Below are 24895 nucleotides of genomic sequence, written 5' to 3'. Positions count from 1 at the left end.
CCGATGAGCCAGGCGGCGCAGAACCTCAACTGGTTGATCACCAGCTTCGTGGAGAACACCCCAGGGGTGTCGCACACGGTGGTGGTGTCCGCCGATGGTCTTCTTCTGGCGTTGTCCGAGGGGTTTCCGCGGGATCGTGCTGACCAGTTGGCGGCGGTGGCTTCCGGGCTGACGTCGTTGACGGCTGGTGCGTCGCGGATCTTCGAGGGTGGTGCGGTGAATCAGACGGTGGTGGAGATGGAGCGGGGGTTCCTGTTCATCATGTCCATCTCCGATGGTTCGTCGTTGGCGGTGTTGGCGCATCCGGAGGCCGACATCGGGTTGGTGGGTTACGAGATGGCGTTGCTGGTGGATCGTGCCGGTACGGTCCTGACGCCCGATCTGCGTGCGGAACTCCAGGGAAGTCTGCTCAACTAGCGGGCTCTGTGTGCGGATTGGGGTCGTGCACCATAGGGTGCGAGGACGTGGGTCGGCGATGAACGCGGTACCCGTGGACAGCGAAGGCAGTCGGAGGAGGAATTGTGGCAACGCCCTCAGGCGGACCATACGGTGACGAGTACCCAGGGCAGCCGCACGACGGCGGGCCTCTGGGGCGCTTCAACTTCCCCTCCGCGCCCAGCGGCGGCCAGCACCGGCCGGCGCCGGAGCCACGGCGCCACCCGGAAGCCCAGCCTCCCGCCCACCCGCACCCGCCGCGCCGGGACGAGCCATCCGCCGCCCCGTCCGGCGGCGTGCCCCCCACTCCGGCCGGCGCCCGGCGCCGCGCCGAGCCCACGGTCGCGGCCTCGGCCGACGACTGGTCGGCGCCCCGCGCCGGCAACCGGCGCCGTTCGCCGGAGGGCGAGGCGCCACAACCCCTGGTGCGTCCTTACGCGATGACCGGGGGGCGGACCAGGCCGCGTTACCAGCTGGCCATCGAGGCCCTGGTGAGCACCACCGCGGATCCGATGCGGCTGCAGGGGCAGCTGCCCGAGCACCAGCGGATCTGCCAGCTGTGCTACGAGGTGAAGTCCGTCGCCGAGGTCTCCGCGTTGCTCGCCATTCCCCTCGGGGTGGCCCGGATTCTGGTGGCCGACCTGGCCGAGGCCGGGCTCGTCGCTATCCATCAGCCGGGTCATGACGGGGAGCCCGGCGGTCAGCCAGATGTGACACTGCTCGAAAGGGTGCTCAGTGGACTTCGCAAGCTCTAACGAGGCGGGTCTTACCGCGCCGTCCCGTTCGACCACGTCAGCGAAGATCGTGATCGCGGGTGGTTTCGGCGTGGGTAAGACCACGTTTGTGGGGTCGGTTTCGGAGATCAATCCGCTGCGGACCGAGGCGGTGATGACGTCGGCGTCGGCGGGGATCGATGATCTGACGCACACGGGGAACAAGACCACCACGACGGTGGCGATGGACTTCGGTCGTATCACGTTGGATCAGGATCTGATTCTGTACCTGTTCGGTACGCCGGGTCAGGATCGTTTCTGGTTTATGTGGGATGACCTGGTGCGGGGTGCGATCGGGGCGATCGTGTTGGTGGACACGCGGCGGTTGGCGGACTGTTTCCCGGCGGTTGACTACTTCGAGAACAGTGGTCTGCCGTTCGTGATCGCGTTGAACGGGTTCGACGGGCATCAGCCGTACTCGCCGGAGGAGGTGCGGGAGGCGTTGCAGATCGGTCCTGACGCGCCGATCATCACCACGGACGCGCGGCAGCGCGCGGAGGCGAAGAGCGGTCTGATCACCCTCGTCGAGCACGCCCTGATGGCCCGCCTGCGCTGACCCACCCCCTTTTATCCTCACGTTCCGTCCTCCCTGCCTCCCGAACGCGCGGTTCGGGAGGCGCGGTCCTTTCCGCACGCCGGGGTGTCCTAGGCTGGGGCCCGCAAGTTTCCGGGCTCAGCAAGGGTTCGCCGCTTCGAAGGCCAGTGAGGGACTACCCGCGTGCGCATCGCCAGATTCTCCATCGACGGCACCGTCGGCTTCGGTGTGGTGGAGGGGGAGCCCACCGACGACGGTGGGCTCCAGCTCGACATCATCAAGGGCCACCCATTCGCGGAGTTCGAACGCTCCGGACACCGGGTGCCGCTGGACAAGGTCAGACTGCTGCCCCCGGTGCTGCCCAGCAAGGTGGTGGCCATCGGCCGCAACTACGCCGAGCACGCGCGGGAGCTGGGCAACGAGGTGCCCGAGGTGCCCGTCGCCTTCTTCAAGCCCTCCACCTCGGTCATCGGCTCCGGTGACGAGATCCGCTACCCGTCGATCTCCGAGGACGTGCACCACGAGGCCGAGCTGGCCGTGGTCATCGGACGGCTGTGCCGCGACGTCCCCAGGGAGCGCGCGCACGAGGTGATCCTCGGCTACACCTGCGCCAACGACCTGACCGCGCGCGACGTCCAGCAGCGCGAGAAGCAGTGGGCCAGGGCGAAGGGCTTCGACAACTCCTGCCCGCTGGGCCCCTGGATTGAGACCGAGCTCGACCCGAAGGACCTGGCCATCATGTGCACGGTCAACGGCGAGCAGCGACAGTTGGGGCGCACCAGCGAGATGGTGCGCTCGGTGGAGGATCTGATTGTGCACATCACGGAGTCGATGACCCTGCTGCCGCAGGACGTCATTCTCACCGGAACCCCGGCCGGCGTGGGCCCGGTGCACGTGGGCGACGAGGTCGCCGTGAGCATCGAGGGCATCGGCACCCTGACCAACAAGGTGGTGCGCCGTGACTGAGGTCCGCGTCCGGTTCTGTCCCTCGCCCACCGGCAACCCCCATGTCGGCCTGGTCCGCACCGCCCTGTTCAACTGGGCGTTCGCCCGTCACCACGGCGGCACCCTGGTGCTGCGGATCGAGGACACCGACGCGGCCCGGGACTCCGAGGAGTCCTACCAGGCGCTGCTGGACTCGCTGCGCTGGCTCGGCCTGGACTGGGACGAGGGCCCCGAGGTGGGCGGCCCGCACCAGCCCTACCGCCAGTCGGAGCGGATGGCGACCTACGCCGAGGTGGCCGAGAAGCTGCTGGCCGCGGGGCACGCCTACTACTGCTACTGCACCCCGGACGAGCTGGCGGCCCGCCGCGAGGCCGCCCGAGAGGCCGGCCGCCCCTCCGGCTACGACGGCGCCTGCCGCGAGCTGAGCGAGGCGCAGGTCGCGGCGTACCGGGCCGAGGGCCGGGAGCCGATTCAGCGCTTCCGGATGCCGGACACCACGATCACCTTCACCGACCTGGTCCGCGGCGAGCTGACCTTCGCGGCGGAGAACGTCACCGACTACGGCATCGTCCGAGCCAACGGCGCCCCGCTGTACACGCTGGTCAACCCGGTGGACGACGCCCTGATGGGCATCACCCACGTGCTGCGCGGCGAGGACCTGCTCTCCTCCACGCCCCGCCAGATCGCGCTCTACCGGGCGCTGGCCGACATCGGCGTGGGCCCCGGTCTGGTGCCCGCCTTCGGCCACCTGCCCTATGTGATGGGGGAGGGGAACAAGAAGCTCTCCAAGCGGGACCCGCAGTCCTCGCTCAACCTCTACCGGGAGGCCGGCTTCCTGCCGGAGGGTCTGCTCAACTACCTGGCCCTGCTGGGCTGGTCGCTGGCCGAGGACCGGGACGTCTTCGGTCTCGACGAGCTGGTCGCGGCGTTCGACATCGGCGCGGTGAACGCCAACCCGGCGCGCTTCGACCTCAAGAAGTGCGAGGCGATCAACGCCACGCACATCAGGGAGCGGCTCACGGCCGAGCAGTTCGCCGAGGCGTGCCAGCCGTGGCTGCGCGCCCCGCACGCGCCCTGGCGGCCGGAGGACTACGACCCGGCGGCCTTCGCGGCGCTGGCGCCGCTGGCGCAGACCCGGGTGACGGTGCTCTCCGAGATCACCGCCAACGTGGACTTCCTCTTCCTGCCGGAGCCGGTCTTCGACGAGGCGTCCTGGAACAAGGCGATGAAGCCGGGCGCGGACGCCGTGCTGACCGAGATCAGGAAGGGCCTGGCCGAGCTGCCCTCCTGGACCGCCGAGCCGCTCAAGGAGGCCGTGCTGGCCGCCGGTGCGGCGCACGGGCTGAAGCTGGGCAAGGCCCAGGCGCCGCTGCGGGTGGCGGTCACCGGACGGACGGTGGGGCTGCCGCTCTTCGAGTCGCTGGAGACCCTGGGCCGGGAGCGCACCCTGACCCGGGTGGACGCCGCGCTGGCCCGCCTCGCGGGGTAGTCCGACGGGGGGCGGGGCCCGCGGGGCGGATCCCGTTTTGGTGCACCGTCCCCCATCGGGTAATGTTCTTTCTGCCGCTGAGGGGCTCAACACCCCGAACAACAGCGGTCACCCAAGCAAAACCCCGGTTCGGGGTTGCGGTTTGGTGGGCTATGGTGTAATTGGCAGCACGACTGATTCTGGTTCAGTTAGTCTAGGTTCGAGTCCTGGTAGCCCAGCGTGATCCTGCGGGTCTTCTCGCGAGATCAAGCCCCCGTTGTGTAGCGGCCTAGCACGCTGCCCTCTCAAGGCAGTAGCGCCGGTTCGAATCCGGTCGGGGGTACGGATCCTCAGGGATCTAGCTGGGGCCCCCGTTGTGTAGCGGCCTAGCACGCTGCCCTCTCAAGGCAGTAGCGCCGGTTCGAATCCGGTCGGGGGTACTTGATCGAAAGCGGCCTTCCGCCCAAGGGGTGGGGGGCCGCTTCGCGTTGCCCGGCCGGCCGGCGGTGGCCCTCAGCGGGGCGGAATGCCGTCCCGCAGCCGACGGGTGGCCTGCTCCGCCTGGGCCAGCCGGCGCAGGCTCAGCAGCACCGGCTCGTAGAGCACGGTCAGCGCGACGGCCGCCTCCAATTGCGTGGTGGGCGCGGCGAACTCCTCGACCAGCGACAGCTCGTGCTCGGCCAGCCGCCCGGCCAGCTCGCCGTAGGGCAGCAGCGCCGCGCCGTCGCAGGGGTAGCCCAGGCGCAACAGCGCGCTGATGGCGGAGACCAGCGCCTGGTGGGCCGGATTCTCCGGGACCACCCGCCAGCCGAGTCGTTCCTGCACCTCCCGCGCCACCCGGTCGGCCGTCGCCGCCCCGGGATCGTCGGCCGCCGGGCCGGGCAGTGGCTGGGGGAGCGCGGCCACCGCGGTGCCCATCCGGGAGACCTGGTCCACCGAGGAGTCGTCGACCGCTGTCAGCACCTCGCGGGCGGCCGCCACCGAGATCCCGCCGACCTGGATCAGCGCCCGCACCAGCTGGAGCCGCCGCAGGTGTTCCTCGTCGTACTCGGCCTGGGTGCTGCTGACCCGGCGCCCGGCCGGCAGCAGGCCCTCCCGCAGGTAGAACTTGATCGTCGCCGTGGCCACGCCGCTGCGTCGACTCAACTCGGCGAGCCGCATCTCCGAACCCCCTTGCGATCTCGGTGGGAGAGTGGCACTATCCAATCATGGATAGTGACGCTATCCAATGATGGTCAGGCGGGATCGAGAGCCCGCTCCGGCCGCCCGTCCGGGGCGGGCCGGTGGGCAGGTCAGGGGAGGTTCGCGATGGGGGCGAAGGTGGTCCGGGAGCGCATGACGGCGCGGGCGGACGAGGAGATCGTGATGTTCCTGGTGGGGATGCGGATCACCCGCTTCTGGCGGGTCGACGAGTGGCTGCCGGTGCTCCTGGCCATGCCGCGGATGCTGCGCGAGCTGTCGCGGGAGCGGGCGCGCGGGATGCTGGGCTACCGGCTCTACCTCGGCTTCGCCAGGGAGTTGACCGTGGTGCAGTACTGGTCGGGCGTCGAGCCGCTGCTGGCCTACGCCACGGCGGCGGACGCGGCGCACCGCCCGGCCTGGGCCGAGTTGAACCGCCGGCTCAGGGCCGGCTCCCGGATCGGCTTCTGGCACGAGACCTTCGTGGTGCCGGCGGGCTCCGCCGAGGCGATCTACCGGAACATGCCGCCGTCCGGCCTCGCCGCGGCCACGGAGCTGATACCGGCCGGCGCGCGCGGGGAGCGGCTCGCGGAGCGGCTGCGCCCCGCGCGGGGCGCCTCGGCGGACGGCTGACGGCGGGCGCCGCCGGCCTGGGGCTTCAGCCGGCGGTGCCGCGCTTGAGCGCCTCGGTGAGCCGCCCGGCGGCCTCCAGGAGCGCCTGCGCGTGCATCCGGCCCGGGTGCCGGGTGAGCCGCTCGATCGGCCCGGAGACGGAGACGGCCGCCACCACCCGGTTCGACGGCCCGCGTACCGGCGCCGAGACGGAGGCGACGCCCGGCTCCCGCTCGCCGATGGACTGCGCCCAGCCGCGCCGGCGGACCCCGGAGAGCGCGGTGGCGGTGAAGCGGGCGCCCTGCAGGCCGTGGTGCAGCCGCTCGGGCTCCTCCCAGGCGAGCAGGATCTGCGCGGCGGAGCCGGCCTTCATCGGGAGTGTGGAGCCCACGGGCACGGTGTCCCGCAGCCCGGAGAGCCGCTCGGCCGCCGCCACGCAGATCCGCCGGTCGCCCTGCCGTCGGTAGAGCTGGGCGCTCTCCCCGGTCACGTCGCGCAGCTGCGTCAGTACGGGCCCGGCGGTCGCCAGCAGCCGGTCCTCGCCGGCCGCAGCGGCCAACTCGGCCAGCCGCGGCCCGAGGACGAACCGTCCCTGCATGTCCCGGGCCAGCAGCCGGTGGTATTCGAGGGCGACCGCCATCCGGTGCGCCGTCGGCCGGGCCAACCCGGTCGCCCCGACCAGGCCCGCCAGAGTGGCTGGTCCGGACTCCAGGGCGCCCAGTACCAGGGCTGCCTTGTCCAGTACGCCCACTCCGCTGGAGTCGCCACTAGAGTTGTCCATGCAACGATATTCGCGTCTCACAGTGTGAAACGCAAGTCCAATTTCCCGGCATAGGCGCCACCCTTGGTGAGGTGCTCGGCGGCGCCCGCCGAGCAGGTCATCGGCCCTTGCTCGGGGAGCGGTCGGCGACGGTGAGACCAGCGGCACAGCCGGAGGGAATGCGATGGGACGGACACTGGCGGAGAAAGTCTGGGACGACCATGTCGTCCGACGGGTGGAGGGCGAGCCGGACCTGCTCTATATCGATCTCCACCTGCTGCACGAGGTCACCAGCCCACAGGCCTTCGACGGGCTGCGCAAGAGCGGGCGTCGGGTGCGCCGCACGGATCTCACCATCGCCACCGAGGACCACAACACCCCGACGCTGGACATCGACAAGCCCATCGCCGACCCGGTCTCCAGGACCCAGCTGGAGACCCTCCGCAAGAACTGCGCGGAGTTCGGCGTCCGGCTGCACTCGCTGGGCGACGCCGAGCAGGGCGTGGTCCATGTGGTCGGCCCGCAGCTGGGGTTGACCCAGCCCGGTACCACGGTGGTCTGTGGGGACAGTCACACCTCGACGCACGGCGCCTTCGGCGCGTTGGCCTTCGGGATCGGCACCAGCCAGGTCGAGCACGTGCTGGCCACCCAGACGCTGCCGCTGGCCCCGTTCCGGACCATGGCGGTCACGGTCACCGGCGAGCTGCCGGCCGGCGTCACCGCCAAGGACCTGATTTTGGCGATCATCGCCAGGATCGGCACCGGCGGCGGCCAGGGCTACGTCATCGAGTACCGCGGCGAGGCCATCGAGCGGCTCTCCATGGAGGCCCGGATGACCATCTGCAACATGTCGATCGAGGCGGGGGCCCGCGCCGGCATGATCGCCCCCGACGAGACGACGTTCGACTACCTCAGGGGCCGGGACCACGCCCCCGAGGGCGCGGACTGGGACGCGGCGGTGGCCTACTGGCGCACGCTGCGCACCGACGAGGACGCGGTCTTCGACCACGAGGTGGTCATCGACGGCGCCGAGCTGTCCCCGTTCGTCACCTGGGGCACCAACCCCGGGCAGGGCGCGCCGCTGGCTGACTCGGTTCCGGAGCCCGCCTCGTTCGAGGACCCCAGCGCCCGGTTCGCCGCTGAGAAGGCCCTGGAGTACATGGGGCTGACCGCCGGCCAGCGGCTGCGGGAGATCGCCATCGACACGGTCTTCGTCGGCTCCTGCACCAACGGCCGCATCGAGGATCTGCGGTCCGCCGCCGAGGTGTTGCGCGGGCGGCAGCTCGCCGACGGGGTGCGGATGCTGGTGGTTCCCGGCTCCGTCCGGGTCGCGCTGCAGGCCGTCGAGGAGGGGTTGGACAAGGTGTTCACGGCCGCCGGCGCCGAGTGGCGGCACGCCGGCTGTTCGATGTGCCTGGGCATGAACCCGGACCAGCTCTCGCCGGGGGAGCGCTGCGCCTCCACCTCCAACCGCAACTTCGAGGGCCGGCAGGGCAAGGGAGGCCGGACCCATCTGGTCTCCCCGCAGGTCGCCGCCGCCACGGCGGTCACCGGCCGCCTCGCCTCGCCCGCCGACCTGGCCGACGCCCCGACCCCCGTGGAGGTCTGACTCGCATGGAAGCTTTCACCACCCACACCGGCCGGGCCGTCCCGCTGCGCCGCTCCAACGTGGACACGGACCAAATCATCCCGGCGCACTGGCTGAAGAAGGTCACCAGGGACGGCTTCGAGGACGGCCTCTTCGAGTCCTGGCGCCGGGACCCCGAGTTCGTCCTCAACCAGCAGGCCTACCGGGATGCCACGGTGCTGGTCGCCGGCCCCGACTTCGGCACCGGCTCGTCCCGCGAGCACGCCGTGTGGGCCCTGCAGAACTACGGCTTCAAGGCCGTGATCTCCAGCCGCTTCGCCGACATCTTCCGGGGCAACTCCCTGAAGAACGGGCTGTTGACGGTGGTCCTGCCGCAGCCCACGGTGGACGCGCTGTGGGAGCTGGTCGAGCGCGAGCCGGCCAGTGAGATCACGGTGGACCTGGTCGCCCGCAAGGTGACCGCCCCCGGCATCGAGGCCGATTTCGTCCTTGACGAGAACGCCAGGTGGCGCCTCCTGGAGGGGCTCGACGACATCTCACTGACCCTCAGGCACGAGGGCGACATCGCCGACTACGAGGCCGGACGGCCGGCCTACAAGCCCCGCACACAAGCGGCCTGACGTCGCGTCAGCAATCGCGCCCCCGGTGGTCCGACCGCCGGGGGCGCAGCCGTGATCGCAGGCGCGACACGGGCGTTGGGGGGCTTAGAGGGCGATAACCGGCCCAAGGTGGCACAATCGGCCGCATGGAACGCGACGGTCAACTCGAACTCTACGACCGCGTCGCCGCTCGACTGAAGGACGCGCACCAGACGGTGGGTGGTCTACAAGTCCCCGAGGACGTACGGCGGGCCTTGCTCCGGAAGCTGCTGGTCATCACGGCGGCGACCAAGCAGGATCTGCCCGGTGCGGCCCGCCGGCTGGAGCGGCTGATGGCGGACGTGGAGGCGGGGCGACTGCCCTCGGACATCACCGGTGGCCGGGACGGAACTCCGTGACGGGACGAGTTCGTTGCGACACAAGGGTGATTCGCCCGTTTCGCGTTTGATTTGCGGAATATATCTGCCTAACGTGCGAAAAAGCTTGAACACATTCGTTCCAGCAATGCCTGCGAAGGGGAAGACGTGAACAAGGCGCAACTCGTAGAAGCGATTGCGGACAAGCTCGGGGGTCGTCAGCAGGCGGCCGACGCCGTCGATATCGTGCTCGACGCCATCATCCGCTCCGTGGTCTCGGGTGAGCGGGTTTCGGTCACCGGCTTCGGCTCGTTCGAGAAGGTCGACCGGCCGGCCAGGTACGCGCGCAACCCGCAGACCGGCGAGCGGGTTCGGGTCAAGAAGACCTCGGTGCCCCGGTTCCGCGCGGGCCAGGGGTTCAAGGACCTGGTCGCCGGGACGAAGAAGCTCCCGAAGAACGATGTCGCGGTGAAGAAGGCCCCCAAGGGCAGCCTCTCCGGCGGTACCACCGCCAAGAAGGCGGCCACCAAGAAGGCCGCCGCCAAGAAGGCCACCGCCAAGCGGACCTCGGCCGCCAAGAAGACGACCAGCCGCAGCACCACGGCCAAGAAGTCCGCCGCCAAGAAGACCACCACCAAGAAGGCCACCGCCAAGAAGGCCCCGGCCAAGAAGACGACCGCCAAGAAGGCTCCGGCCAAGCGGGCGTCCTCCCGTGCGACCACCGCCAAGAAGGCCACCTCGCGCCGCAGGTGACGGGTTCGCCGCACGACTGCCCGCGGGCCGGACTCCCCGGATCGGAGCCCGGCCCGCAGCTGTCCGCCGACCACCGGGGCGCGACCCGCGGGACGCCCCGACATGACCTGACCCGGGCCGACCCCCAGGCCCCGGACGACCTCGACACCCACCCCCGGCCGCCCGGCCCGGGGGTTCGTCGTGTCAGGGGCGCGTGCCGGCGGTCGCCGGCGCGGCCCGTTCCCCGCCGGTCGTGGGGGGCGAGCCCGCGGACGTCCCCCCGAGCCTCCAGGCTCTACCCTCGTGGCATGCAGGCCACCGCGTACACCTTCGATCCGACGACCCGCGCGGGCAGCGTGCTGCTCGACGACGGCACCCCGCTGGAGTTCGACGCCGCCGCCTTCGACGCCGGCGGGCTGCGCCTGGTCCGGCCGGGGCAGCGGCTCCGGATCGAGGTCGGCGGCGAGGGCGCCGAACGCCGGGTCACCTTCCTGACGCTCCAGACGTTCTAGCGGCCGGCGCCGGCCGCCCGTCCGGACGGCCGGCGGTCGGTCGGCGCTCGGCGGGGCGGGGTGTCAAGGCCCGGGACAGGTACGGGAGTTCGCGGAGCAGTGCGGCGGTCCGCGGCCCGACGCCCAGGGTTCGCGCGACGGCCAGGTCGGCCACCGTGTCCACGTCCCGACGCACGCTCGCCACCCCGGGCGGCGACAACTCCACCGCACCCGAGTCGCGGTGGCGCGCCCTGGACGGGCCGCCGAAGGCCGGCGCCAGCGGCACGCCGGCCCGAGCCGCCAGCAGCGTGGTGCCCACCCCGGCGGCGTCCGGCAGGAACGCCCGCGGCCGCTCGGCCGCCAGCGCCAGCACCCGGCCCAACTCCGCCGGCCGCAGCGCCGGCAGGTCGGCGTTCATCGCGGCCACCGCCCGGCCGGGGAGGGTGGCCGCGCCGTGCGCCAGGGCCGCGTTCAGCCCGGCGTCCGGCCGGTCGGGCACCACGCCGGCGCCCAGCGCGGTCAGCGCCCGCGTCGCCTCCGGGTCACTGGTGACAACCACCACATCCCGTACCGCCGGGCAGCGCAGCGCCGCCGCCACCGTGTCCTCGGCGAACGCCAGGGCCAGTGCCCGCCGGTCGGCGTCGCCCACCGCCCCGGCGAGCCGGCTCTTGGCCGCCCGCAGCGGCTTGAGCGGGACGACAAGGGCCCAGTCACAGTCACGCACCGGATCATTCTCCTCTCATCGGAACGTTCCGGAACGATCGCGGCCACCTCGACGACGCGCGCCCGGGCCGCACATCCGTGCGGTGCGGCGGCCCGGCGCGGACTAGGGTGCCGGGTGACGGTGGTGACGCGGCGGTGAAGCGACGGGCGATCCCATGGCGCGTGCCACCCCCCGGGCGGCTGTCCGCAGCGGGCCACGCCGGAACAGGGCAAGAGGAGATGGTGACGGAGTGTCTCGCCGCAGAATCGGCTTCTGGTACCGATTCGCAGCATTCTCGGTAAAACCGGTGCTGCGGATCTTCTTCAAGCGGGACTGGCGTGGAATGCACCATATTCCGGCCGAGGGGGGATTCATCACCGCGGTGAATCACAACTCGTATCTCGATCCGCTCTCCTATGGGCACTACCAGTACAACACCGGTCGGGTCCCAAGATTCCTGGCCAAGAACGCGCTCTTCCAGCACGGGCTGGTCGGCCGCTTCATGCGGGGCGCCCGGCAGATCCCGGTCTACCGCGAGACGTCCGAGGCATCCGACGCCTACCGCGCCGCCGTGGCCGCGGTGCGCGAGGGCGAGTGCGTCGCCTTCTACCCGGAGGGCACCCTCACCCGGGACCCGAACCTGTGGCCCATGGAGGGCAAGACGGGCGCCGCCCGGGTCGCCATGGCCACCCGGGCGCCGGTGATCCCGATCGCCCAGTGGGGCGCGCACCGGGCGATGCCGCCCTACGCCAAGGAGCGTCGGGTGCGGCTGCTGCCGCGTAAGACACTGGTGGTGGCCGCCGGCGAACCGGTGGACCTCACGGAGTTCTACGACCGCGAGCCGACCGCCGAGCTGTTGCGCGAGGTGACGGACCGCATCATGGACGCCATCACCACGCTGCTCGCCGAGATCCGGGAGGAGCCGCCGCCGGCCCAGCGGTTCGTCTACCGCCGGCCCCCGGTGGAGCGACCGGTCCAGCCGAGCGAGCCCGACAAGGAGAAGGCCGAGTGACACACGTCGCCGTCTACGGCAGCGGTTCCTGGGGGACCGCCTTCGCGATGATCCTGGCCGACGCCGGCTGCCGGGTGACGCTCTGGGCGCGCCGCGCCGAGATCGTCGCCGCCATCAACGGCGAGCGGACCAACCCGGACTACCTGCCGGGCCTGCGGCTGCCGGCCGGGGTCACCGCCACCACCGACCCGGTGGCGGCCGCCGAGGGCGCCGACTTCGTCGTGCTGTCCGTGCCGTCCCAGACGCTCCGGGAGAACCTCGCCGGCTGGGCCAGGGCGCTGGCCCCCGAAACGGTGCTGGTCTCCCTGATGAAGGGCGTGGAGCTGGGCACGGCCAAGCGGATGAGCGAGGTGGTCGAGGAGGTCGCCGGGGTCGGCCCCGAACGGGTCGCCGTGCTCTCCGGCCCCAACCTGGCCGGCGAGATCGCCCAACGCCAGCCGGCCGCCGCCGTGGTCGCCTGCCGGGACGAGTCCGTCGCCCGCCGCCTCCAGGCGGCCTGCCACACGCCGTACTTCCGCCCCTACACCAACACCGACGTGGTCGGCTGCGAGCTGGGCGGCGCCGTGAAGAACGTCATCGCGCTGGCCGTGGGCATCGCCGACGGCATGGGCCTGGGCGACAACACCAAGGCCTCGCTGATGACCAGGGGGCTCGCCGAGACCTCCCGACTGGGGCTGGCGATGGGCGCGGACCCGCAGACCTTCGCCGGGCTGGCCGGCATGGGCGACCTGATCGCCACCTGCTCGTCGCCGCTCTCCCGGAACAACACCTTCGGGACCAACCTGGGCCGCGGGATGACCGTCGAGGAGACCATCGCCGTCACCCGGCAGACCGCCGAGGGCGTCAAGTCGTGCCGCTCCGTACTGGACCTGGCGCACCGTCACGGCGTCGAGATGCCCATCACCGAGACCGTCGTCGGCATCGTCCACGAGGGCACCTCGCCGCGGGTGGCGGTCAAGGAGCTGATGTCGCGAACCGCCAAGGCCGAGCACCGCTGACGGCCGCTATCACGTTAGGTAATCTCGGAGAGTGATGAGCAGCGAGACCCCTTCCCCCGCCCCTTCCGAGCGCGGCAAGCCGCGCGTGGCCGTGGTCTTCGGCGGCCGCAGCTCGGAGCACACCATCTCCGTGGTGACCGCCGGTGCCGTGCTGCGGGCCATCGACCGCTCCCGCTACGACGTGCTGCCCATCGGCATCACCACGGAGGGGCGTTGGGCACTGACCGCCGACGAGCCGGAGCGGATGGCGATCGCCGACCGCGCCCTGCCGAGCGTCGCCGCCATCGCCGAGCCGGGCGAGGGCGGGGTGCTGCTGCCGGTGGATCCGGAGCGCCGCGAGGTGGTCTACACCGAGCCCGGCTCCGTGCCGAAGGACCTGGGCGGGGTGGACGTGGTGCTGCCGCTGCTGCACGGCCCGTTCGGCGAGGACGGCACCCTCCAGGGCCTGCTGGAGATGTCCGGGGTGCCCTACGTCGGGGCCGGTGTGCTCTCCTCGGCGATCGGCATGGACAAGGAGTACATGAAGCGGATCTTCACCTCCTTCGGCCTGGCCGTCGGCCCCTACCTGGTGATCCGCCCCCGCGAGTGGGCCGCCGACCAGGCCGGGGCGCTCGCCCGGGTCGAGGCCTTCGCCGCCGAGCACGGCTGGCCGGTCTTCGTGAAGCCGGCCAGGGCCGGCTCCTCGATGGGCATCTCCCGGGTCGCCGAGCCCGCGGCGCTGCCGGCCGCCATCGAGGAGGCGCGGCGCCACGACCCGAAGGTCGTGATCGAGGCGCAGCTGGTCGGGCGCGAGATCGAGTGCGGCGTCGTGGAGTTCGAGGACGGGCCGCGGGCCAGCCTGCCGGCCGAGATCCCGCCGGTCTCCAGCCACGACTTCTACGACTTCGAGGCCAAGTACATCGACTCCGCCGAGGGTCTGGTGCCCGCCCCGCTCACCGAGGAGCAGACGGCCGAGGTCCGCCGGCTGGCGGTCGAGGCCTTCGAGGCCGCCGCCTGCGAGGGCCTGGTGCGCGCCGACTTCTTCCTCACGGAGGACGGCGAGTTCGTCATCAACGAGATCAACACCATGCCGGGCTTCACCCCCATCTCGATGTTCCCGAGGATGTGGGAGGCGACGGGGGTGAGCTACCCGGAGCTGATCGACCTGCTGATCCAGGCCGCGCTGCGGCGCCCCACCGGGCTGCGGTAGGACGCCGCCCGGGTCAGTGCTGGTGGCCCGGGTCCCCGCCCCCGGTCCCGTCCTCGTTGGTCTCGTCGGTCTCGTCGGTCTCGTCCCGCTGGTACAGCTCGTCCAGCGGGACATGGCGGTCGATCGCCTCGGCCACGTCCAACAGCGGGTTGACCTCCGGGGCGTAGGCGTCGGGCACGGTCATCTCCACCGGGACGGTCCGCTCGGTGGTGGTGAACCGGATGCCGTCCGCCTCCTCCTCCAGCAGCCAGGACACCTCGTTCACCCCCACCACGTCGGCGTACACCGGGTCGTAGGCGTCGCTCGCCGGGTCGAGTTGGGCCGGGGTCGGGACACCGCAGCGCAGCACGATGCCGGGCGACCCCCAGACGGCCGCGAACGGCGTCTCCTCGGCCAGCTCCCCGCGCTCCTGCCCGTCCACCACCTCGGGCAGGTCCTCGGCCAGCGCCCGGCAGACGTCGGCCGCCTCGCCCCGCGGCTCGGGCACCTCGACCTCCGGGGCGCCCGAGGCCGACGAGCAGGCGGCCAGGAGCAGGACGGCGGCGGTCGCGGGCAGGGCGCGGCGTACGGTGGAGGTCACGCGGCGAGCATAACGAGGCGCTACAGATGAACCACCGGGCAGGTCAGGGTGCGGGTGATGCCGGGCACCCGCTGCACCTCGGCGACCACGAGCCGGCCCAGCGAGTCCACCGTCTCGGCCTCCGCGCGGACGATGACGTCATAGGGCCCGGTCACGTCGTCGGCCTGGATCACGCCGGTCAGCCGGGAGATCGTCTCGGCCACGGTGGACGCCCGGCCCACCTCGGTCTGGATCAGAATGTATGCCTGTACCACGGGTCCTCCACAGCGGCTACGAGGAGCGGGGGCGCTACCGTAGCGCGTCATGACCCGCCTCGGGAGGGACGGTCCTGGGGTGGGCAGGCGGACCGAGGCACCGGTCGGCGCACACAGAGCATGAGGAGAGCTTGAGTGAAGGGCAGTGTGGGGGCGCTCGGGGAGTTCGGGCTGATCCGGGAGTTGACTTCCCGGATCAGCGCGACCCCCGCGGTACGGCTTGGCCCGGGGGACGACGCCGCGGTGGTCGCGGCGCCCGACCGACGTGTGGTCGCCAGCACCGACATCCTGGTCGAGGGCAGCCACTTCCGCCGCGACTGGTCCACCGCCTACGACGTGGGGCGGAAGGCGGCCGCCCAGAACCTCGCCGACATCGCCGCCATGGGCGCCACACCGAGCGCCGTGCTGCTGGGACTTGTGGTGCCCGCCGAGCTGCCGGCCACCTGGCCGGTGGAGTTGATGGACGGCATCCGCGACGAGTGCCAGGTCGCGGGCGCCGGGGTGGCCGGCGGGGACGTGGTGCGCGGGGACACGGTGATCGTCTCCATCACCGCGCTCGGCGACCTCGGCGGCCGGGAGGCGGTCACCAGGACGGGCGCCAGGCCGGGCGACCTGGTCGCGGTCACCGGCTGGTTGGGCTGGTCGGCCGCCGGGCACGCGGTGCTCTCCCGGGGCTTCCGCTCGCCCCGCGCCTTCGTGGAGGCGCACCGCCGCCCCGAGCCGCCCTACCCGGCCGGGCCGGCCGGCGCCGCGCTGGGCGCCACCTCGATGACCGACGTCAGCGACGGGCTGATCGCCGACCTCGGGCACATCGCCCAGGGCAGCAAGGTCCGCATCGACATCAGGTCGGCGGCCCTGGACATGCCGGCCCAGATGAACGACATCGGCCAGGCGGTCGGCGTCGACCCCCTCCAGTGGGTGCTCACCGGCGGCGAGGACCACGCCATCGTCGCCACCTTTCCTCCGGAGACCAAGCTGCCGGCGCGCTGGCGGGTGATCGGCGAGGTGCTGCCCAGCCGCGGCCGGGGCGCCCCGCCGGTCCCCGACGGGGCGGCCCCGCCCCGGGTCACGGTGGACGGCGCGCCCTGGGAGAAGGCCGGCGGCTGGGACCACTTCGCGGGCTGATCCGGGGCGCCCCGTAGGCTTCTGACCATGTGGGCACCTCCTTGCGTACTGACCGTCGCGGGCTCCGACTCCGGCGGTGGCGCGGGCATCCAGGCCGATCTCAAGACCATGCTGGCCCTCGGCACCCACGGCATGAGCGTGATCACCGCCGTCACCGCGCAGAACTCGCTGGGCGTGCGCGGCTTCTGGGAGCTGCCGGTCGAGGCGGTCCGCGCCCAGTTCCGCGCCGTGGTGGACGACATCGGAGTGCGGGCGGTCAAGACCGGCATGCTGGCCAGCCCCGAACTGGTCGCGACCGTCGCCGACTTGCTCGGCACCGTCGACGTGCCGGTGGTGGTCGACCCGGTGGGCGTCTCCAAGCACGGGGACGCGCTGCTGGCACCCGAGGCGCTGGAGGTGGTGCGCGCCCGGCTGCTGCCCACCGCCACCCTGGTCACCCCCAACCTCGCCGAGGTGGCACAGCTCACCGGTGTGCGGGTCGAGGCCGAGGCCGACCTGCCGGCGGCGGCCGAGGCGTTGCTGGCGCTGGGGCCGCGCTGGGTGCTGGTCAAGGGCGGCCACCTGCCGGGGGACGCGGTCGATCTGCTCACCGACGGCACCGAGACGCACTGGCTGCGCGCGCCGCGGCACGACAACCGCCATACCCACGGCACGGGTTGCACGCTGGCCTCGGCCGTCGCGGCCCGGCTGGCGCACGGTGACCCGCTGCCCGAGGCGGTGGCCGCGGCCAAGGAGTACGTGACCGGGGCGATCCGGGCCGGCTTCCCGCTGGGCGCCGGCATCGGGCCGGTCCACCACGGGCACCTGGACGTGCGGGCGCGACGGGACTGAGCCGCGCGGGCCGCCGCCGACCGGCGCGCGGCCGCCCGCCCGGCGGTCCGGGCCGCCCCGTGCGGGCTGTCAACCCACGGGCACGCGTGCTGTCAGCCCTCGGACACGTGTCGTGCGGGCATGCGAAAAGCCGGCCCACCGGGGACGGTGAGCCGGCTTGAACGGCCGGTTAACGGCGCGGGCGCCGACGGGTCAGCGCGTGACCTTGCCGGCCTTGATGCACGAGGTGCAGACGTTCAGGCGCTTCGGCGTCCCACCGATCACCGTACGCACCCGCTGGATGTTGGGGTTCCAACGGCGGGGCGTGCGGCGGTGCGAGTGGGAGATGCTGTTGCCGAAGCCCGGCCCCTTGCCGCAGACATCGCAGTTGGCAGCCACGGGTCACTCCAAAGACGGGTCAGCCCCACGTCAGGCGCGGGAGACAATCAAAACTTACGGGGAAAGCCAGGGCCTGAACCCTGGCGAGTGCGGCCCGAACCGACAACGCGGGATATCGGGCAACCGGGGCAGCATACCCCGGGCGTTCCCGATGGGCGAAATCGCCCCAGCGGCCGGACCAGGGCATAAGCTGCACCCGCCGTTCACCCTAGCCCGGGAGGTTCCCCGTGCCGCAGCCGCTCGACGCCGGGGCGGTTTGTCGCTGGAGCCGGCTGGCCGTGCGCGCGCTGGGCGCGGCCCGCGAGGACATCGACGCCATCAACGTCTACCCCGTGCCCGACGGCGACACCGGCACCAACCTGTACCTCACCGTGGAGTCCGCCGCCCAGGCCGTGGCCGCCGCCGAGGCCGGCGAGCCGAGCCTCGCGGAGGCGGCGCGCGCCCTGGCGCACGGCGCTTTGATCGGCGCGCGCGGCAACTCCGGCACCATCCTGGCCCAGCTGCTGCGCGGCATGGCCGAGGTGTTCGCCGCCGAGCCGGCGCCGGCCGCCCCCGCCACCCTCGCCGCCGCCCTGGCCCGGGCCGCCGCCTCGGCCCGGCAGGCCGTCGCCCACCCGGTCGAGGGCACCATGCTGAGCGTGGCCACGGCGGCGGCCGAGGCCGCTGGCCTGGCCGCCGGGCGGCCGGCCGCCGGGCTGGCCGAGGTGCTGGCCGCGGCGCGCGCGGCCGCCCGGGAGGCGCTGACCGCGACCACCGGCCAACTGCCCGCGCTGGCCGCCGCCGGCGTGGTGGACGCCGGCGGCAGCGGCCTGGTCACGGTGCTGGACGCGCTGGACACCGCGCTCTTCGGCGGCCCGCCGGCCGACGCCGTGCCGCCCCGGCACCGGCCGGCCGGCCCCGCCCCGTCGCCGGCCGGCGCCGCCGGGCCGGGCGAGGCGGCCGGCTGCGGCGGCCACCCGGCCGAGGCCGGCTTCGAGGTCACCTACCTGCTGGACGCCGAGGACACCGCGATCCCCGCGCTGCGCGACCGGCTCGACGCGCTGGGCGACTCCCTGGTGGTGGTCGGTGGCGACGGGCTGTGGCACGTCCACGTGCACACCGGCCAGGCGGGCCCGGCCGTGGAGGCCGGCATCGCCGCCGGCCGGCCACACCGGGTGCGGATCACCACGCTCGCCCCGGCCGGCCCCCCGCCGGCGCCGGCGGAGGCCGGCGGCCGGGCGGTGGTCGCGGTGCTGCCCGGGCCCGGCCTGGCCGGCCTGTGCGCCGAGGCCGGCGCCACCACCCTCACCGTGCGGCCGGGGGAGGCGCCGGGCGGTGGTGAGCTGGCGGCGGCCATCGCCGCCACCCGGGCCAGCGAGGTGGTGTTGCTGCCCAACGACCGGGAGTTGTGGCACGCCGCCGCGGCCGCCGCCGAGCAGGCCAGGGTCGCCGGCGCCCGGGTCGCCGTGATCCCCACCAGGTCCCCGGTCCAGGGCATCGCCGCGCTCGCCGTGCACACCCCGAAGCGGCGCTTCGACGAGGACGTGGTCGCCATGACGGCGGCCGCCGGCGCCACCAGGTTCGGCGAGGTCAGCGTGGCCGAGCGGCAGTCCTGGACGATGGCCGGGGTCTGCCAGCGCGGCGACGTGCTGGGCCTGGTGGACGGCGATGTCGCGGTGATCGGCGGCACGGTGCCCGAGGTCGCGGCCGAGGTGCTGGAACGGATGCTGGCCGGTGGCGGCGAGCTGGTCACCCTGGTGCTGGGCGCCGACGCCCCGGCCGGCCTCGCCGACCGGCTGACCGACCGCATCCGCCAGGCGCACCTGGGTGTGGACGCCGTGGTCTGCGCCGGCCAGCAGTCCGCGCCGCTGCTGCTCGGCGTGGAGTGACCCACGGGGGTGCGGAGGCGGCGGGCACGGTGTCCGGGGAACGGGCGGCGGTCCGCGCGGACTGTCGGTGCCATGGTGTGCAATGGGCACCGTGACCTCGCCGCACGATCCCCTCGCCTCCGTCGTCGGCGGCACCACCGCCAAGGTGATGGCCGCCCACCTCGACCTGCACACCGTCGGTGACCTGCTCCACCACTACCCCCGGCGGTACGCCGAGCGGGGCGAGCTGACCTCGCTCGGCGCGCTGCCGCTGGACGAGCACGTCACGGTGGTCGCCGAGATCGCCGACGCCCGCACCCGCCCGTTCAACAACGGCCGCGGGCTGCGGCTTGAGGTGACCCTGACCGACGGGCGCAGCAAGCTGCGGCTGGTCTTCTTCGGCCGGCGCGCGGTCCACCACCACGAGCGGGTGCTGCGCCCGGGCCGGCGCGGCATGTTCGCCGGGAAGGTCTCCCGCTTCCAGCGCGAGCTCCAGCTCTCCCACCCGGCCTACGAGCTGCTCGACGAGAGCGACGAGGCGGCGGCGGTCGAGGAGTTCGCCGGCCGGCCGCTCCCCATCTACCCGGCCTGCAAGCAGCTGGAGTCCTGGCGGATCGCGAAGGCCGTCGACCTGCTGCTGGACTCGCTGGCGGCCACCGAGTGGCGCGGGGTGGCCGACCCGCTGCCGGCCGGCCTGCGCCAGCGGCGGGAGCTGCTGCCGCTCCCGGAGGCGCTGGAGAAGGTGCACCGCCCCACCAGCCGGGCCGACATCGGCGCCGCCAGAGCCCGGCTGAAGTGGGACGAGGCGTTCGTCCTCCAGGTCGCCCTGGCGCGTCGGCGGCGGGCCGGCGCGCAGCTGCCCGCCCGGCCCCGCCGCCCGGCCCCGGACGGGCTGCTCGCCGTCTTCGACGGGCGGCTGCCGTTCGACCTCACCGAGGGCCAGCGCCGGGTCAGCGCGGAGATCTTCGCCGACCTGGCCGCGGAGCACCCGATGCACCGGCTGCTCCAGGGTGAGGTCGGCAGCGGCAAGACGCTGGTGGCCCTGCGTGCCATGCTGGCCGTCGCCGACTCCGGTGGGCAGTCCGCGCTGCTGGCCCCGACCGAGGTGCTCGCCCAGCAGCACCACCGCTCGATCACCGAGATGCTGGGCGAGCTGGCCGAGGGCGGCCTGCTGGGCGGCGCCGAACGCGGCACCAGGGTCGCCCTGTTGACCGGCTCGATGGGGGCCAGGGCGCGGCGCCGGGTGCTGCTTGAGGTGGCCAGCGGGGAGGCCGGCATCGTCATCGGCACCCACGCGCTGATCGAGGACGTGGTGTCGTTCGCCGATCTCGGCCTGGTCGTCGTGGACGAGCAGCACCGCTTCGGCGTCCAGCAGCGGGACGCGCTGCGGGCCAAGGGCGAGCGCCCGCCGCACCTGCTGGTGATGACGGCCACGCCGATCCCGCGCACGGTCGCGATGACCGTCTTCGGCGATCTGGAGACCTCCGTCCTCGACCAACTGCCGCCGGGCCGCTCGCCGATCGCCAGCCACCTGGTCCCGGCCCGGGACAAGCCGCACTACCTGGCCCGTACCTGGGAGCGGGTCCGCGAGGAGGTGTCCGGCGGCCACCAGGCCTACGTGGTCTGCCCGCGGATCGGCGAGGACGCGGAGAAGCCGGCCGACCAGGCCGCCGAGGAGCCGCCGCCCGAGTCGGGCGAGGAGCGGCGGCCCCCGCTGGCCGTGCTCGACGTGGCGGACGAGCTGGCCGGCGGGCCGCTGCGCGGCCTGCGGGTGGCCGTCCTGCACGGCCGGCTGGCCCCCGAGGAGAAGGACGAGACCATGCGCCGCTTCGCCGCCGGCGAGGTGGACGTGCTGGTCGCCACCACGGTGATCGAGGTCGGGGTCAACGTCCCCAACGCCACGGTCATGGTGATCATGGACGCCGACCGGTTCGGCGTCTCGCAGCTGCACCAGCTGCGCGGCCGGGTCGGCCGGGGCGCCGCCCCCGGGCTGTGCCTGCTGGTCACCGACGCGGCGGAGGGCGGCCCCGCCCGCCAGCGGCTGGCGGCCGTCGCCGCCACCACGGACGGCTTCGAGCTGTCCCGGATCGACCTGGAGCAGCGCCGGGAGGGCGACGTGCTGGGCCGGGCGCAGTCCGGCGGCCGGAGCAGCCTGCGGATGCTGGCCGTCATCGCGGACGAGGAGACCATCGTCGAGGCCCGAGAGGAGGCCACCGCGCTCGTCGACCGGGACCCGGAGCTGGCCGACGCGCCCGATCTGCGGACCGTGCTGGACGCCCTGCTGGACGCCGAGCGGGAGGAGTTCCTGGACAAGGGGTGACCCTGTCACAGCCCGCCGTGACCCCTCCCAACTCCCGCCGTACCAGGGAGTGTTCGGGCTTCCGGAGCGGCGCTGGGCGGGCGCTGGGCACGGGGTGTCGGGTTTTCGGCAAAACCCGCACCAAGCCCACGGCCGGCGGTCTACGGTGTGTCCCCCGCCGCGCTGAGGGGCGCGGCATCTCGGGAGGATCTTGCATGCCCGAACAGCCTGCGGCCTCGGCCGAACCCTGGCCGGGACCAGCATCGGAGCTGGGCCGGCCGTGGTCGGCGCCGGGGCGTGGCGGCCCCCCGGACGAGGCGTTCGACCGGGCGCTGGCCGCCGAGGGACGGCCGGGAAGCCGCCGGGAGTACCGGGGCCGGGACGCGGCCGATCACGCCCGCCGGCTGCTGCGCCGCGCGGTCAACGCCGACCGCCCTGGCGAGGACACCGCCCAGCTGCTCGCCACCGCCGTCGGCTACGACATCGGCCGGCTGGCCGAGCCGCGGGCCGGCTACTCGGGCCGCGGCTGGTGCTCCCTCTACCAGCACGCCTTCCTGCTGCCCGACGGTGTGGAGGTGAGCCTCTACGAGCTGGAACACGACCTCACGGAGGACCGCCGCCTGGTCTGCGAGGTCTACTCCGACGAGGCCAGCGCCAGCCGCGCCGCCCGGCACCGGGCCCAGCCGACCGCCGGCTGAGCCGCCCGCCCGCCCCGCCCGGTCCCCACGCCCGCCCGTCGCGCCCGGGGTCCGCACCGCACCGGCGCACCTCGCGGTGTCCCGTCCGGTGCCGCCGTATAGCGTGGCAGTCCCACGACCGACGGACAGCGCACTGTGAGGACCCTCGAATGACCCGCGTGATCGCCGGGGCCGCCGGTGGCCGGCGGCTGGCCGTGCCGCCGGGGCGAGGCACCCGGCCCACCTCGGACCGGGCGCGGGAGGGGCTCTTCTCCACCTGGTCCGCGCTCTTCGGCCCACTGGACGGCAGCCGGGTGCTCGACCTCTACGCCGGCTCCGGCGCGGTCGGCCTGGAGGCCCTCTCCCGCGGCGCCGCCCACGCCCTGCTGGTGGAGCCCGACGCCAAGGCCGTCGCCGTCATCCGCGCCAACATCCGCGCTCTGGGGCTGCCCGGCGCCGAGGCCCGGGCCGGCAAGGCCGAGCGGGTGGTCGAGGCGGGCCCGCCCCCCGCCCCCTACCAGCTGGCCTTCCTCGACCCGCCCTACGCGGTCCAGGACGCGGAGCTGACCCGTATCCTGACCGAGCTGAGGGCCACCGGCTGGCTGGCCGACGAGGCGCTGGTCACCGTGGAACGGTCCACCAGGGGTGGCGACTTCGGCTGGCCGGCCGGGTTCACCGGGCTGCGTTCCCGGCGCTACGGGGAGGGCACACTCTGGTACGGCAGGTCCGTCGCCGACGACGCCAGCGAAGCAGGTGACCGGCCCTGACCGGCCGGCCGAACGAGGAGAGACCGTTGCGCCGCGCAGTTTGTCCGGGGTCCTTCGACCCCATCACCCTTGGCCATCTCGACATCGTGGCGCGGGCCGCGCGGATGTACGACGTGGTGCACATCGCGGTGATGATCAACAAGTCCAAGCAGGGGCTGTTCAGCATCGAAGAACGCATCGCCCTGATCGAGGAGTCGGTGCGGGAGCACGGCAACGTCGAGGTCGAGGCGTTCCACGGCCTGCTGGTCGACTACTGCAAGCAGCGCGACATCCCCGCCATCGTCAAGGGACTGCGCGCGGTCAGCGACTTCGACTACGAGCTGCAGATGGCCCAGATGAACAACGGCCTCTCCGGCGTCGAGACGCTCTTCATGCCCACCAACCCCACCTTCAGCTTCCTCTCCTCCAGCCTGGTCAAGGAGGTCGCCACCTGGGGCGGTGACGTCTCGCACCTGGTGCCCGAGCCGGTCCTGCGCGAGCTGCGGCGCAAGCTCACGCGCCCCTGACCGCGCCCGTACGCCCCCGGCCGCCGGGCCGGGCGGGTCGACTGGTGCCCGGGAACGGCCGGTTGGCCTTACAGTCGCTTCCGTGGACGTACAGCAGAAACTCGACGAGATCGTCGCCACGGTCAGCGGCGCCCGGGGCATGCCCATGTCGGCCTCCTGCGTGGTGAACCGGTCCGAGCTGCTCACCGGCCTTGAGGAGGTGCGCGACGCGCTCCCCGGCTCCCTGGCCCAGGCCAGGGAGGTGCTCGGCGACCGCGAGCAGGTGGTGGCCGAGGCGCACGAGGCGGCGGCCCGGGTCGTGGAGGCCGCGCGCGCCGAACGCGCCACCCTGGTGGACCAGACCGAGATCGTCCAGCAGGCGCAGGCCGAGGCGGCCCGCGTCCTGGCGGCGGCCCGCGCCGAGGCGGCCGAGATCAAGGCCCAGGCCGACGACTACGTGGACAGCAAGCTGGCCAACTTCGAGGTGGTCCTGGGCAAGACGATCGACTCGGTGGACCGGGGCCGCACCAAGCTGCTCGGCCCCGACCGGGGCAGCCCGGAGGAGTTGCTGAGCCAGGCCGACTCCTATGTGGAGGCCCAGTTCGGCGCGATCGAGACCGTCCTGCGCAAGACGCTGGAGGCGGTCGGCCGCGGCCGGCAGAAGCTCACCGGCCACCGGCCGATCGACGAGCTGGCCGAGCACGTGGCGGCCCAGGAGGCGGCCGAGGACGGCCCAGGCGCCGGCTACTTCACCCAGCCGGACGGCGAGCAGGACACCTATGCCTACCTCGGGGTCCCGCAGTCCCAGCGCCCCGCCCCGACCGACCACGGCGCCGGCCCCCCGCCCCCGCCCGCGCCGCCCGCCCTCCCGGCGCTGCCGGCGCCGGTGGAGGCCGCCGCCCAGCCGTACGGGTCCGGCGGCTACCCCCAGGACGGCTACGCCGGCGGCTACGCCGACCCCGGCTACCAGCAGCAGGGCGGCTACCCGCAGGACGGCTACGGTCAGCAGTCCTACGGCGACGGCGCGGGCTACGGGGCGGGTGGCTACGACTACGGCCAGCAGCCGGCCGCTCAGGGCGGCGCCGCGGTGCCGGGGCAGCAGGGTTACGGCTACCAGGGCTCCGGGGTGCTCGACGAGACCAGCCTCTTCGACACCGGGCTGATCGACCAGCGACAGCTGCGCGACTACCAGCAGGGCCAGCCCTGATCAGGGCGGAACGGGGGCAGTGGGGCGGGATTGGGAGCTGACGGACCCGTGCCGTATGCTGGCCCTTCGG

General features: G+C 73.2%; 28 protein-coding genes and 3 tRNA genes. 25 read left to right on the top strand and 6 right to left on the bottom strand.

The genetic code is table 11. The features are described from left to right. Positions 1-3: 3 nt before the first annotated feature. The 8 genes from RM844_RS24180 (at position 4) to RM844_RS24145 (ending at position 4596) form a co-directional block, all read left to right on the top strand. Positions 4-417, top strand: a complete 414-nt coding sequence (locus RM844_RS24180; protein ID WP_062206445.1) for a roadblock/LC7 domain-containing protein — start codon at positions 4-6, stop codon at positions 415-417. A 104-nt stretch (positions 418-521) separates the two neighbouring features. Next, on the top strand, positions 522-1190 hold the full coding sequence (locus RM844_RS24175; protein ID WP_311669465.1) for a DUF742 domain-containing protein: 669 nt from the start codon (positions 522-524) through the stop codon (positions 1188-1190). Continuing rightward, positions 1171-1764, top strand: coding sequence for a GTP-binding protein (locus RM844_RS24170; protein WP_311669463.1), 594 nt, complete (start codon positions 1171-1173; stop codon positions 1762-1764). The genes RM844_RS24175 and RM844_RS24170 overlap by 20 nt, the downstream gene beginning before the upstream one ends. 162 nt (positions 1765-1926) lie before the next feature. After that, positions 1927-2709, top strand: a complete 783-nt coding sequence (locus RM844_RS24165; protein ID WP_311669462.1) for a fumarylacetoacetate hydrolase family protein — start codon at positions 1927-1929, stop codon at positions 2707-2709. Further along, on the top strand, positions 2702-4177 hold the full coding sequence (gene gltX / locus RM844_RS24160) for a glutamate--tRNA ligase (protein WP_311669461.1): 1476 nt from the start codon (positions 2702-2704) through the stop codon (positions 4175-4177). Before RM844_RS24165 ends, gltX begins: the two co-directional genes overlap by 8 nt. A 146-nt stretch (positions 4178-4323) precedes the next feature. Then, a tRNA-Gln gene (locus RM844_RS24155) sits at positions 4324-4395 on the top strand. A gap of 31 nt (positions 4396-4426) precedes the next feature. Then, positions 4427-4499, top strand: a tRNA-Glu gene (locus RM844_RS24150). A 24-nt stretch (positions 4500-4523) separates the two neighbouring features. After that, positions 4524-4596 (top strand) — tRNA-Glu (locus RM844_RS24145). Between the two features lie 73 nt (positions 4597-4669). On the opposite strand, the gene RM844_RS24140 is transcribed toward RM844_RS24145, so the two are convergent. Further along, positions 4670-5317 carry a MerR family transcriptional regulator gene (locus RM844_RS24140; RefSeq protein WP_311669460.1) on the bottom strand — a complete coding sequence of 216 codons (648 nt, stop codon included), beginning with the start codon at positions 5315-5317 and terminating at the stop codon, positions 4670-4672. A 147-nt stretch (positions 5318-5464) separates the two neighbouring features. On the opposite strand from RM844_RS24140, the gene RM844_RS24135 reads away from it, so the two are divergent. Continuing rightward, the gene (locus RM844_RS24135) at positions 5465-5968 is read left to right on the top strand and encodes a DUF4188 domain-containing protein (protein ID WP_311669459.1); all 504 of its coding nucleotides are present in this window, start codon (positions 5465-5467) and stop codon (positions 5966-5968) included. Positions 5969-5993: 25 nt separating this feature from the next. Here the strand turns inward: RM844_RS24135 and RM844_RS24130 are convergent, their stop codons facing one another. Continuing rightward, positions 5994-6728, bottom strand: a complete 735-nt coding sequence (locus RM844_RS24130; RefSeq protein ID WP_311669458.1) for an IclR family transcriptional regulator — start codon at positions 6726-6728, stop codon at positions 5994-5996. A gap of 163 nt (positions 6729-6891) precedes the next feature. Here RM844_RS24130 and leuC point away from each other — a divergent pair, with 163 nt between their 5' ends. The 5 genes from leuC (at position 6892) to RM844_RS24105 (ending at position 10494) form a co-directional block, all read left to right on the top strand. Further along, a complete protein-coding gene (gene leuC / locus RM844_RS24125; RefSeq protein WP_311669457.1) occupies positions 6892-8316 on the top strand; it encodes a 3-isopropylmalate dehydratase large subunit in 1425 nt (474 codons plus the stop codon). 5 nt (positions 8317-8321) lie between these two features. Beyond that, positions 8322-8915 (top strand): 3-isopropylmalate dehydratase small subunit, encoded by a 594-nt coding sequence (leuD, locus tag RM844_RS24120; RefSeq protein WP_311669456.1) that lies wholly within the window; start codon positions 8322-8324, stop codon positions 8913-8915. Between the two features lie 125 nt (positions 8916-9040). Further along, entirely contained in the window at positions 9041-9292 is a 252-nt protein-coding gene (locus RM844_RS24115; protein WP_311669455.1) for an SCO5555 family protein, read from the top strand. A gap of 126 nt (positions 9293-9418) precedes the next feature. Next, complete coding sequence (locus RM844_RS24110) at positions 9419-10003, top strand: HU family DNA-binding protein (protein ID WP_311669454.1); 585 nt, start codon at positions 9419-9421, stop codon at positions 10001-10003. A gap of 287 nt (positions 10004-10290) precedes the next feature. Further along, a complete protein-coding gene (locus RM844_RS24105; RefSeq protein ID WP_311669453.1) occupies positions 10291-10494 on the top strand; it encodes a hypothetical protein in 204 nt (67 codons plus the stop codon). Here the strand turns inward: RM844_RS24105 and cofC are convergent. Next, entirely contained in the window at positions 10466-11197 is a 732-nt protein-coding gene (gene cofC / locus RM844_RS24100) for a 2-phospho-L-lactate guanylyltransferase (RefSeq protein ID WP_311669452.1), read from the bottom strand. The two genes, RM844_RS24105 and cofC, sit on opposite strands and share 29 nt — an antisense overlap. Positions 11198-11426: 229 nt before the next feature. Between cofC and RM844_RS24095 the strand changes: the two genes are divergently transcribed. Genes RM844_RS24095 through RM844_RS24085 form a run of 3 tightly spaced genes read left to right on the top strand, consistent with a single transcriptional unit; the run spans position 11427 to position 14375 of the window. After that, a complete protein-coding gene (locus RM844_RS24095) occupies positions 11427-12188 on the top strand; it encodes a lysophospholipid acyltransferase family protein (protein WP_311669451.1) in 762 nt (253 codons plus the stop codon). After that, positions 12185-13186: an NAD(P)H-dependent glycerol-3-phosphate dehydrogenase gene (locus RM844_RS24090; RefSeq protein WP_311669450.1), complete on the top strand. Its 1002-nt coding sequence runs from the start codon at positions 12185-12187 to the stop codon at positions 13184-13186. The genes RM844_RS24095 and RM844_RS24090 overlap by 4 nt, the downstream gene beginning before the upstream one ends. Positions 13187-13220: 34 nt before the next feature. Beyond that, entirely contained in the window at positions 13221-14375 is a 1155-nt protein-coding gene (locus RM844_RS24085) for a D-alanine--D-alanine ligase family protein (protein WP_311669449.1), read from the top strand. Positions 14376-14388: 13 nt separating this feature from the next. Here the strand turns inward: RM844_RS24085 and RM844_RS24080 are convergent, their stop codons facing one another. Both RM844_RS24080 and RM844_RS24075 read right to left on the bottom strand, forming a co-directional pair. Further along, positions 14389-14955: a DUF3515 domain-containing protein gene (locus RM844_RS24080; protein WP_311669448.1), complete on the bottom strand. Its 567-nt coding sequence runs from the start codon at positions 14953-14955 to the stop codon at positions 14389-14391. 20 nt (positions 14956-14975) lie between these two features. Continuing rightward, positions 14976-15209, bottom strand: a complete 234-nt coding sequence (locus RM844_RS24075) for an Lrp/AsnC ligand binding domain-containing protein (protein WP_311669447.1) — start codon at positions 15207-15209, stop codon at positions 14976-14978. A 135-nt stretch (positions 15210-15344) separates the two neighbouring features. Between RM844_RS24075 and RM844_RS24070 the strand changes: the two genes are divergently transcribed. Further along, the gene (locus RM844_RS24070) at positions 15345-16334 is read left to right on the top strand and encodes a thiamine-phosphate kinase (RefSeq protein WP_311669446.1); all 990 of its coding nucleotides are present in this window, start codon (positions 15345-15347) and stop codon (positions 16332-16334) included. A 27-nt stretch (positions 16335-16361) separates the two neighbouring features. Further along, positions 16362-17165: a bifunctional hydroxymethylpyrimidine kinase/phosphomethylpyrimidine kinase gene (gene thiD / locus RM844_RS24065; RefSeq protein ID WP_311669445.1), complete on the top strand. Its 804-nt coding sequence runs from the start codon at positions 16362-16364 to the stop codon at positions 17163-17165. 192 nt (positions 17166-17357) lie between these two features. On the opposite strand, the gene rpmB is transcribed toward thiD, so the two are convergent. Continuing rightward, on the bottom strand, positions 17358-17543 hold the full coding sequence (rpmB, locus tag RM844_RS24060; RefSeq protein ID WP_097233003.1) for a 50S ribosomal protein L28: 186 nt from the start codon (positions 17541-17543) through the stop codon (positions 17358-17360). Positions 17544-17770: 227 nt separating this feature from the next. On the opposite strand from rpmB, the gene RM844_RS24055 reads away from it, so the two are divergent. From RM844_RS24055 to RM844_RS24030, 6 genes are all read left to right on the top strand, one after another. Then, the gene (locus RM844_RS24055) at positions 17771-19411 is read left to right on the top strand and encodes a DAK2 domain-containing protein (protein WP_311669444.1); all 1641 of its coding nucleotides are present in this window, start codon (positions 17771-17773) and stop codon (positions 19409-19411) included. Positions 19412-19493: 82 nt separating this feature from the next. Next, entirely contained in the window at positions 19494-21710 is a 2217-nt protein-coding gene (recG, locus tag RM844_RS24050) for an ATP-dependent DNA helicase RecG (RefSeq protein WP_311669443.1), read from the top strand. Between the two features lie 194 nt (positions 21711-21904). Continuing rightward, positions 21905-22387, top strand: a complete 483-nt coding sequence (locus RM844_RS24045) for a DUF6227 family protein (protein WP_394814585.1) — start codon at positions 21905-21907, stop codon at positions 22385-22387. Positions 22388-22536: 149 nt separating this feature from the next. Further along, positions 22537-23133 carry a 16S rRNA (guanine(966)-N(2))-methyltransferase RsmD gene (gene rsmD, locus RM844_RS24040; RefSeq protein WP_311669442.1) on the top strand — a complete coding sequence of 199 codons (597 nt, stop codon included), beginning with the start codon at positions 22537-22539 and terminating at the stop codon, positions 23131-23133. A 26-nt stretch (positions 23134-23159) separates the two neighbouring features. After that, positions 23160-23639, top strand: coding sequence for a pantetheine-phosphate adenylyltransferase (coaD, locus tag RM844_RS24035; protein ID WP_311669441.1), 480 nt, complete (start codon positions 23160-23162; stop codon positions 23637-23639). Between the two features lie 82 nt (positions 23640-23721). After that, a complete protein-coding gene (locus RM844_RS24030; protein WP_311669440.1) occupies positions 23722-24825 on the top strand; it encodes a cell division initiation protein in 1104 nt (367 codons plus the stop codon). Positions 24826-24895 lie beyond the last annotated feature (70 nt).

This window comes from Streptomyces chisholmiae, assembly GCF_031845445.1.
Classification (GTDB): domain Bacteria; phylum Actinomycetota; class Actinomycetes; order Streptomycetales; family Streptomycetaceae; genus Streptomyces; species Streptomyces chisholmiae.
Note: the sequence above shows the minus strand (reverse complement) of the source record. Positions and strands in the feature narration are given on the sequence as shown.

Bases quoted from the DNA above. Each gene is read 5' to 3' on its own strand.
- RM844_RS24180 (WP_062206445.1), top strand. From the start codon at position 4: ATGAGCCAGGCGGCGCAGAACCTCAACTGGTTGATCACCAGCTTCGTG.
- RM844_RS24140 (WP_311669460.1), bottom strand. From the start codon at position 5,317: ATGCGGCTCGCCGAGTTGAGTCGACGCAGCGGCGTGGCCACGGCGACG.
- RM844_RS24135 (WP_311669459.1), top strand. From the start codon at position 5,465: ATGGGGGCGAAGGTGGTCCGGGAGCGCATGACGGCGCGGGCGGACGAG.
- RM844_RS24130 (WP_311669458.1), bottom strand. From the start codon at position 6,728: ATGGACAACTCTAGTGGCGACTCCAGCGGAGTGGGCGTACTGGACAAG.
- leuC (WP_311669457.1), top strand. From the start codon at position 6,892: ATGGGACGGACACTGGCGGAGAAAGTCTGGGACGACCATGTCGTCCGA.
- leuD (WP_311669456.1), top strand. From the start codon at position 8,322: ATGGAAGCTTTCACCACCCACACCGGCCGGGCCGTCCCGCTGCGCCGC.
- RM844_RS24115 (WP_311669455.1), top strand. From the start codon at position 9,041: ATGGAACGCGACGGTCAACTCGAACTCTACGACCGCGTCGCCGCTCGA.
- RM844_RS24105 (WP_311669453.1), top strand. From the start codon at position 10,291: ATGCAGGCCACCGCGTACACCTTCGATCCGACGACCCGCGCGGGCAGC.
- RM844_RS24085 (WP_311669449.1), top strand. From the start codon at position 13,221: ATGAGCAGCGAGACCCCTTCCCCCGCCCCTTCCGAGCGCGGCAAGCCG.
- thiD (WP_311669445.1), top strand. From the start codon at position 16,362: ATGTGGGCACCTCCTTGCGTACTGACCGTCGCGGGCTCCGACTCCGGC.
- recG (WP_311669443.1), top strand. From the start codon at position 19,494: ATGGGCACCGTGACCTCGCCGCACGATCCCCTCGCCTCCGTCGTCGGC.
- RM844_RS24045 (WP_394814585.1), top strand. From the start codon at position 21,905: ATGCCCGAACAGCCTGCGGCCTCGGCCGAACCCTGGCCGGGACCAGCA.
- rsmD (WP_311669442.1), top strand. From the start codon at position 22,537: ATGACCCGCGTGATCGCCGGGGCCGCCGGTGGCCGGCGGCTGGCCGTG.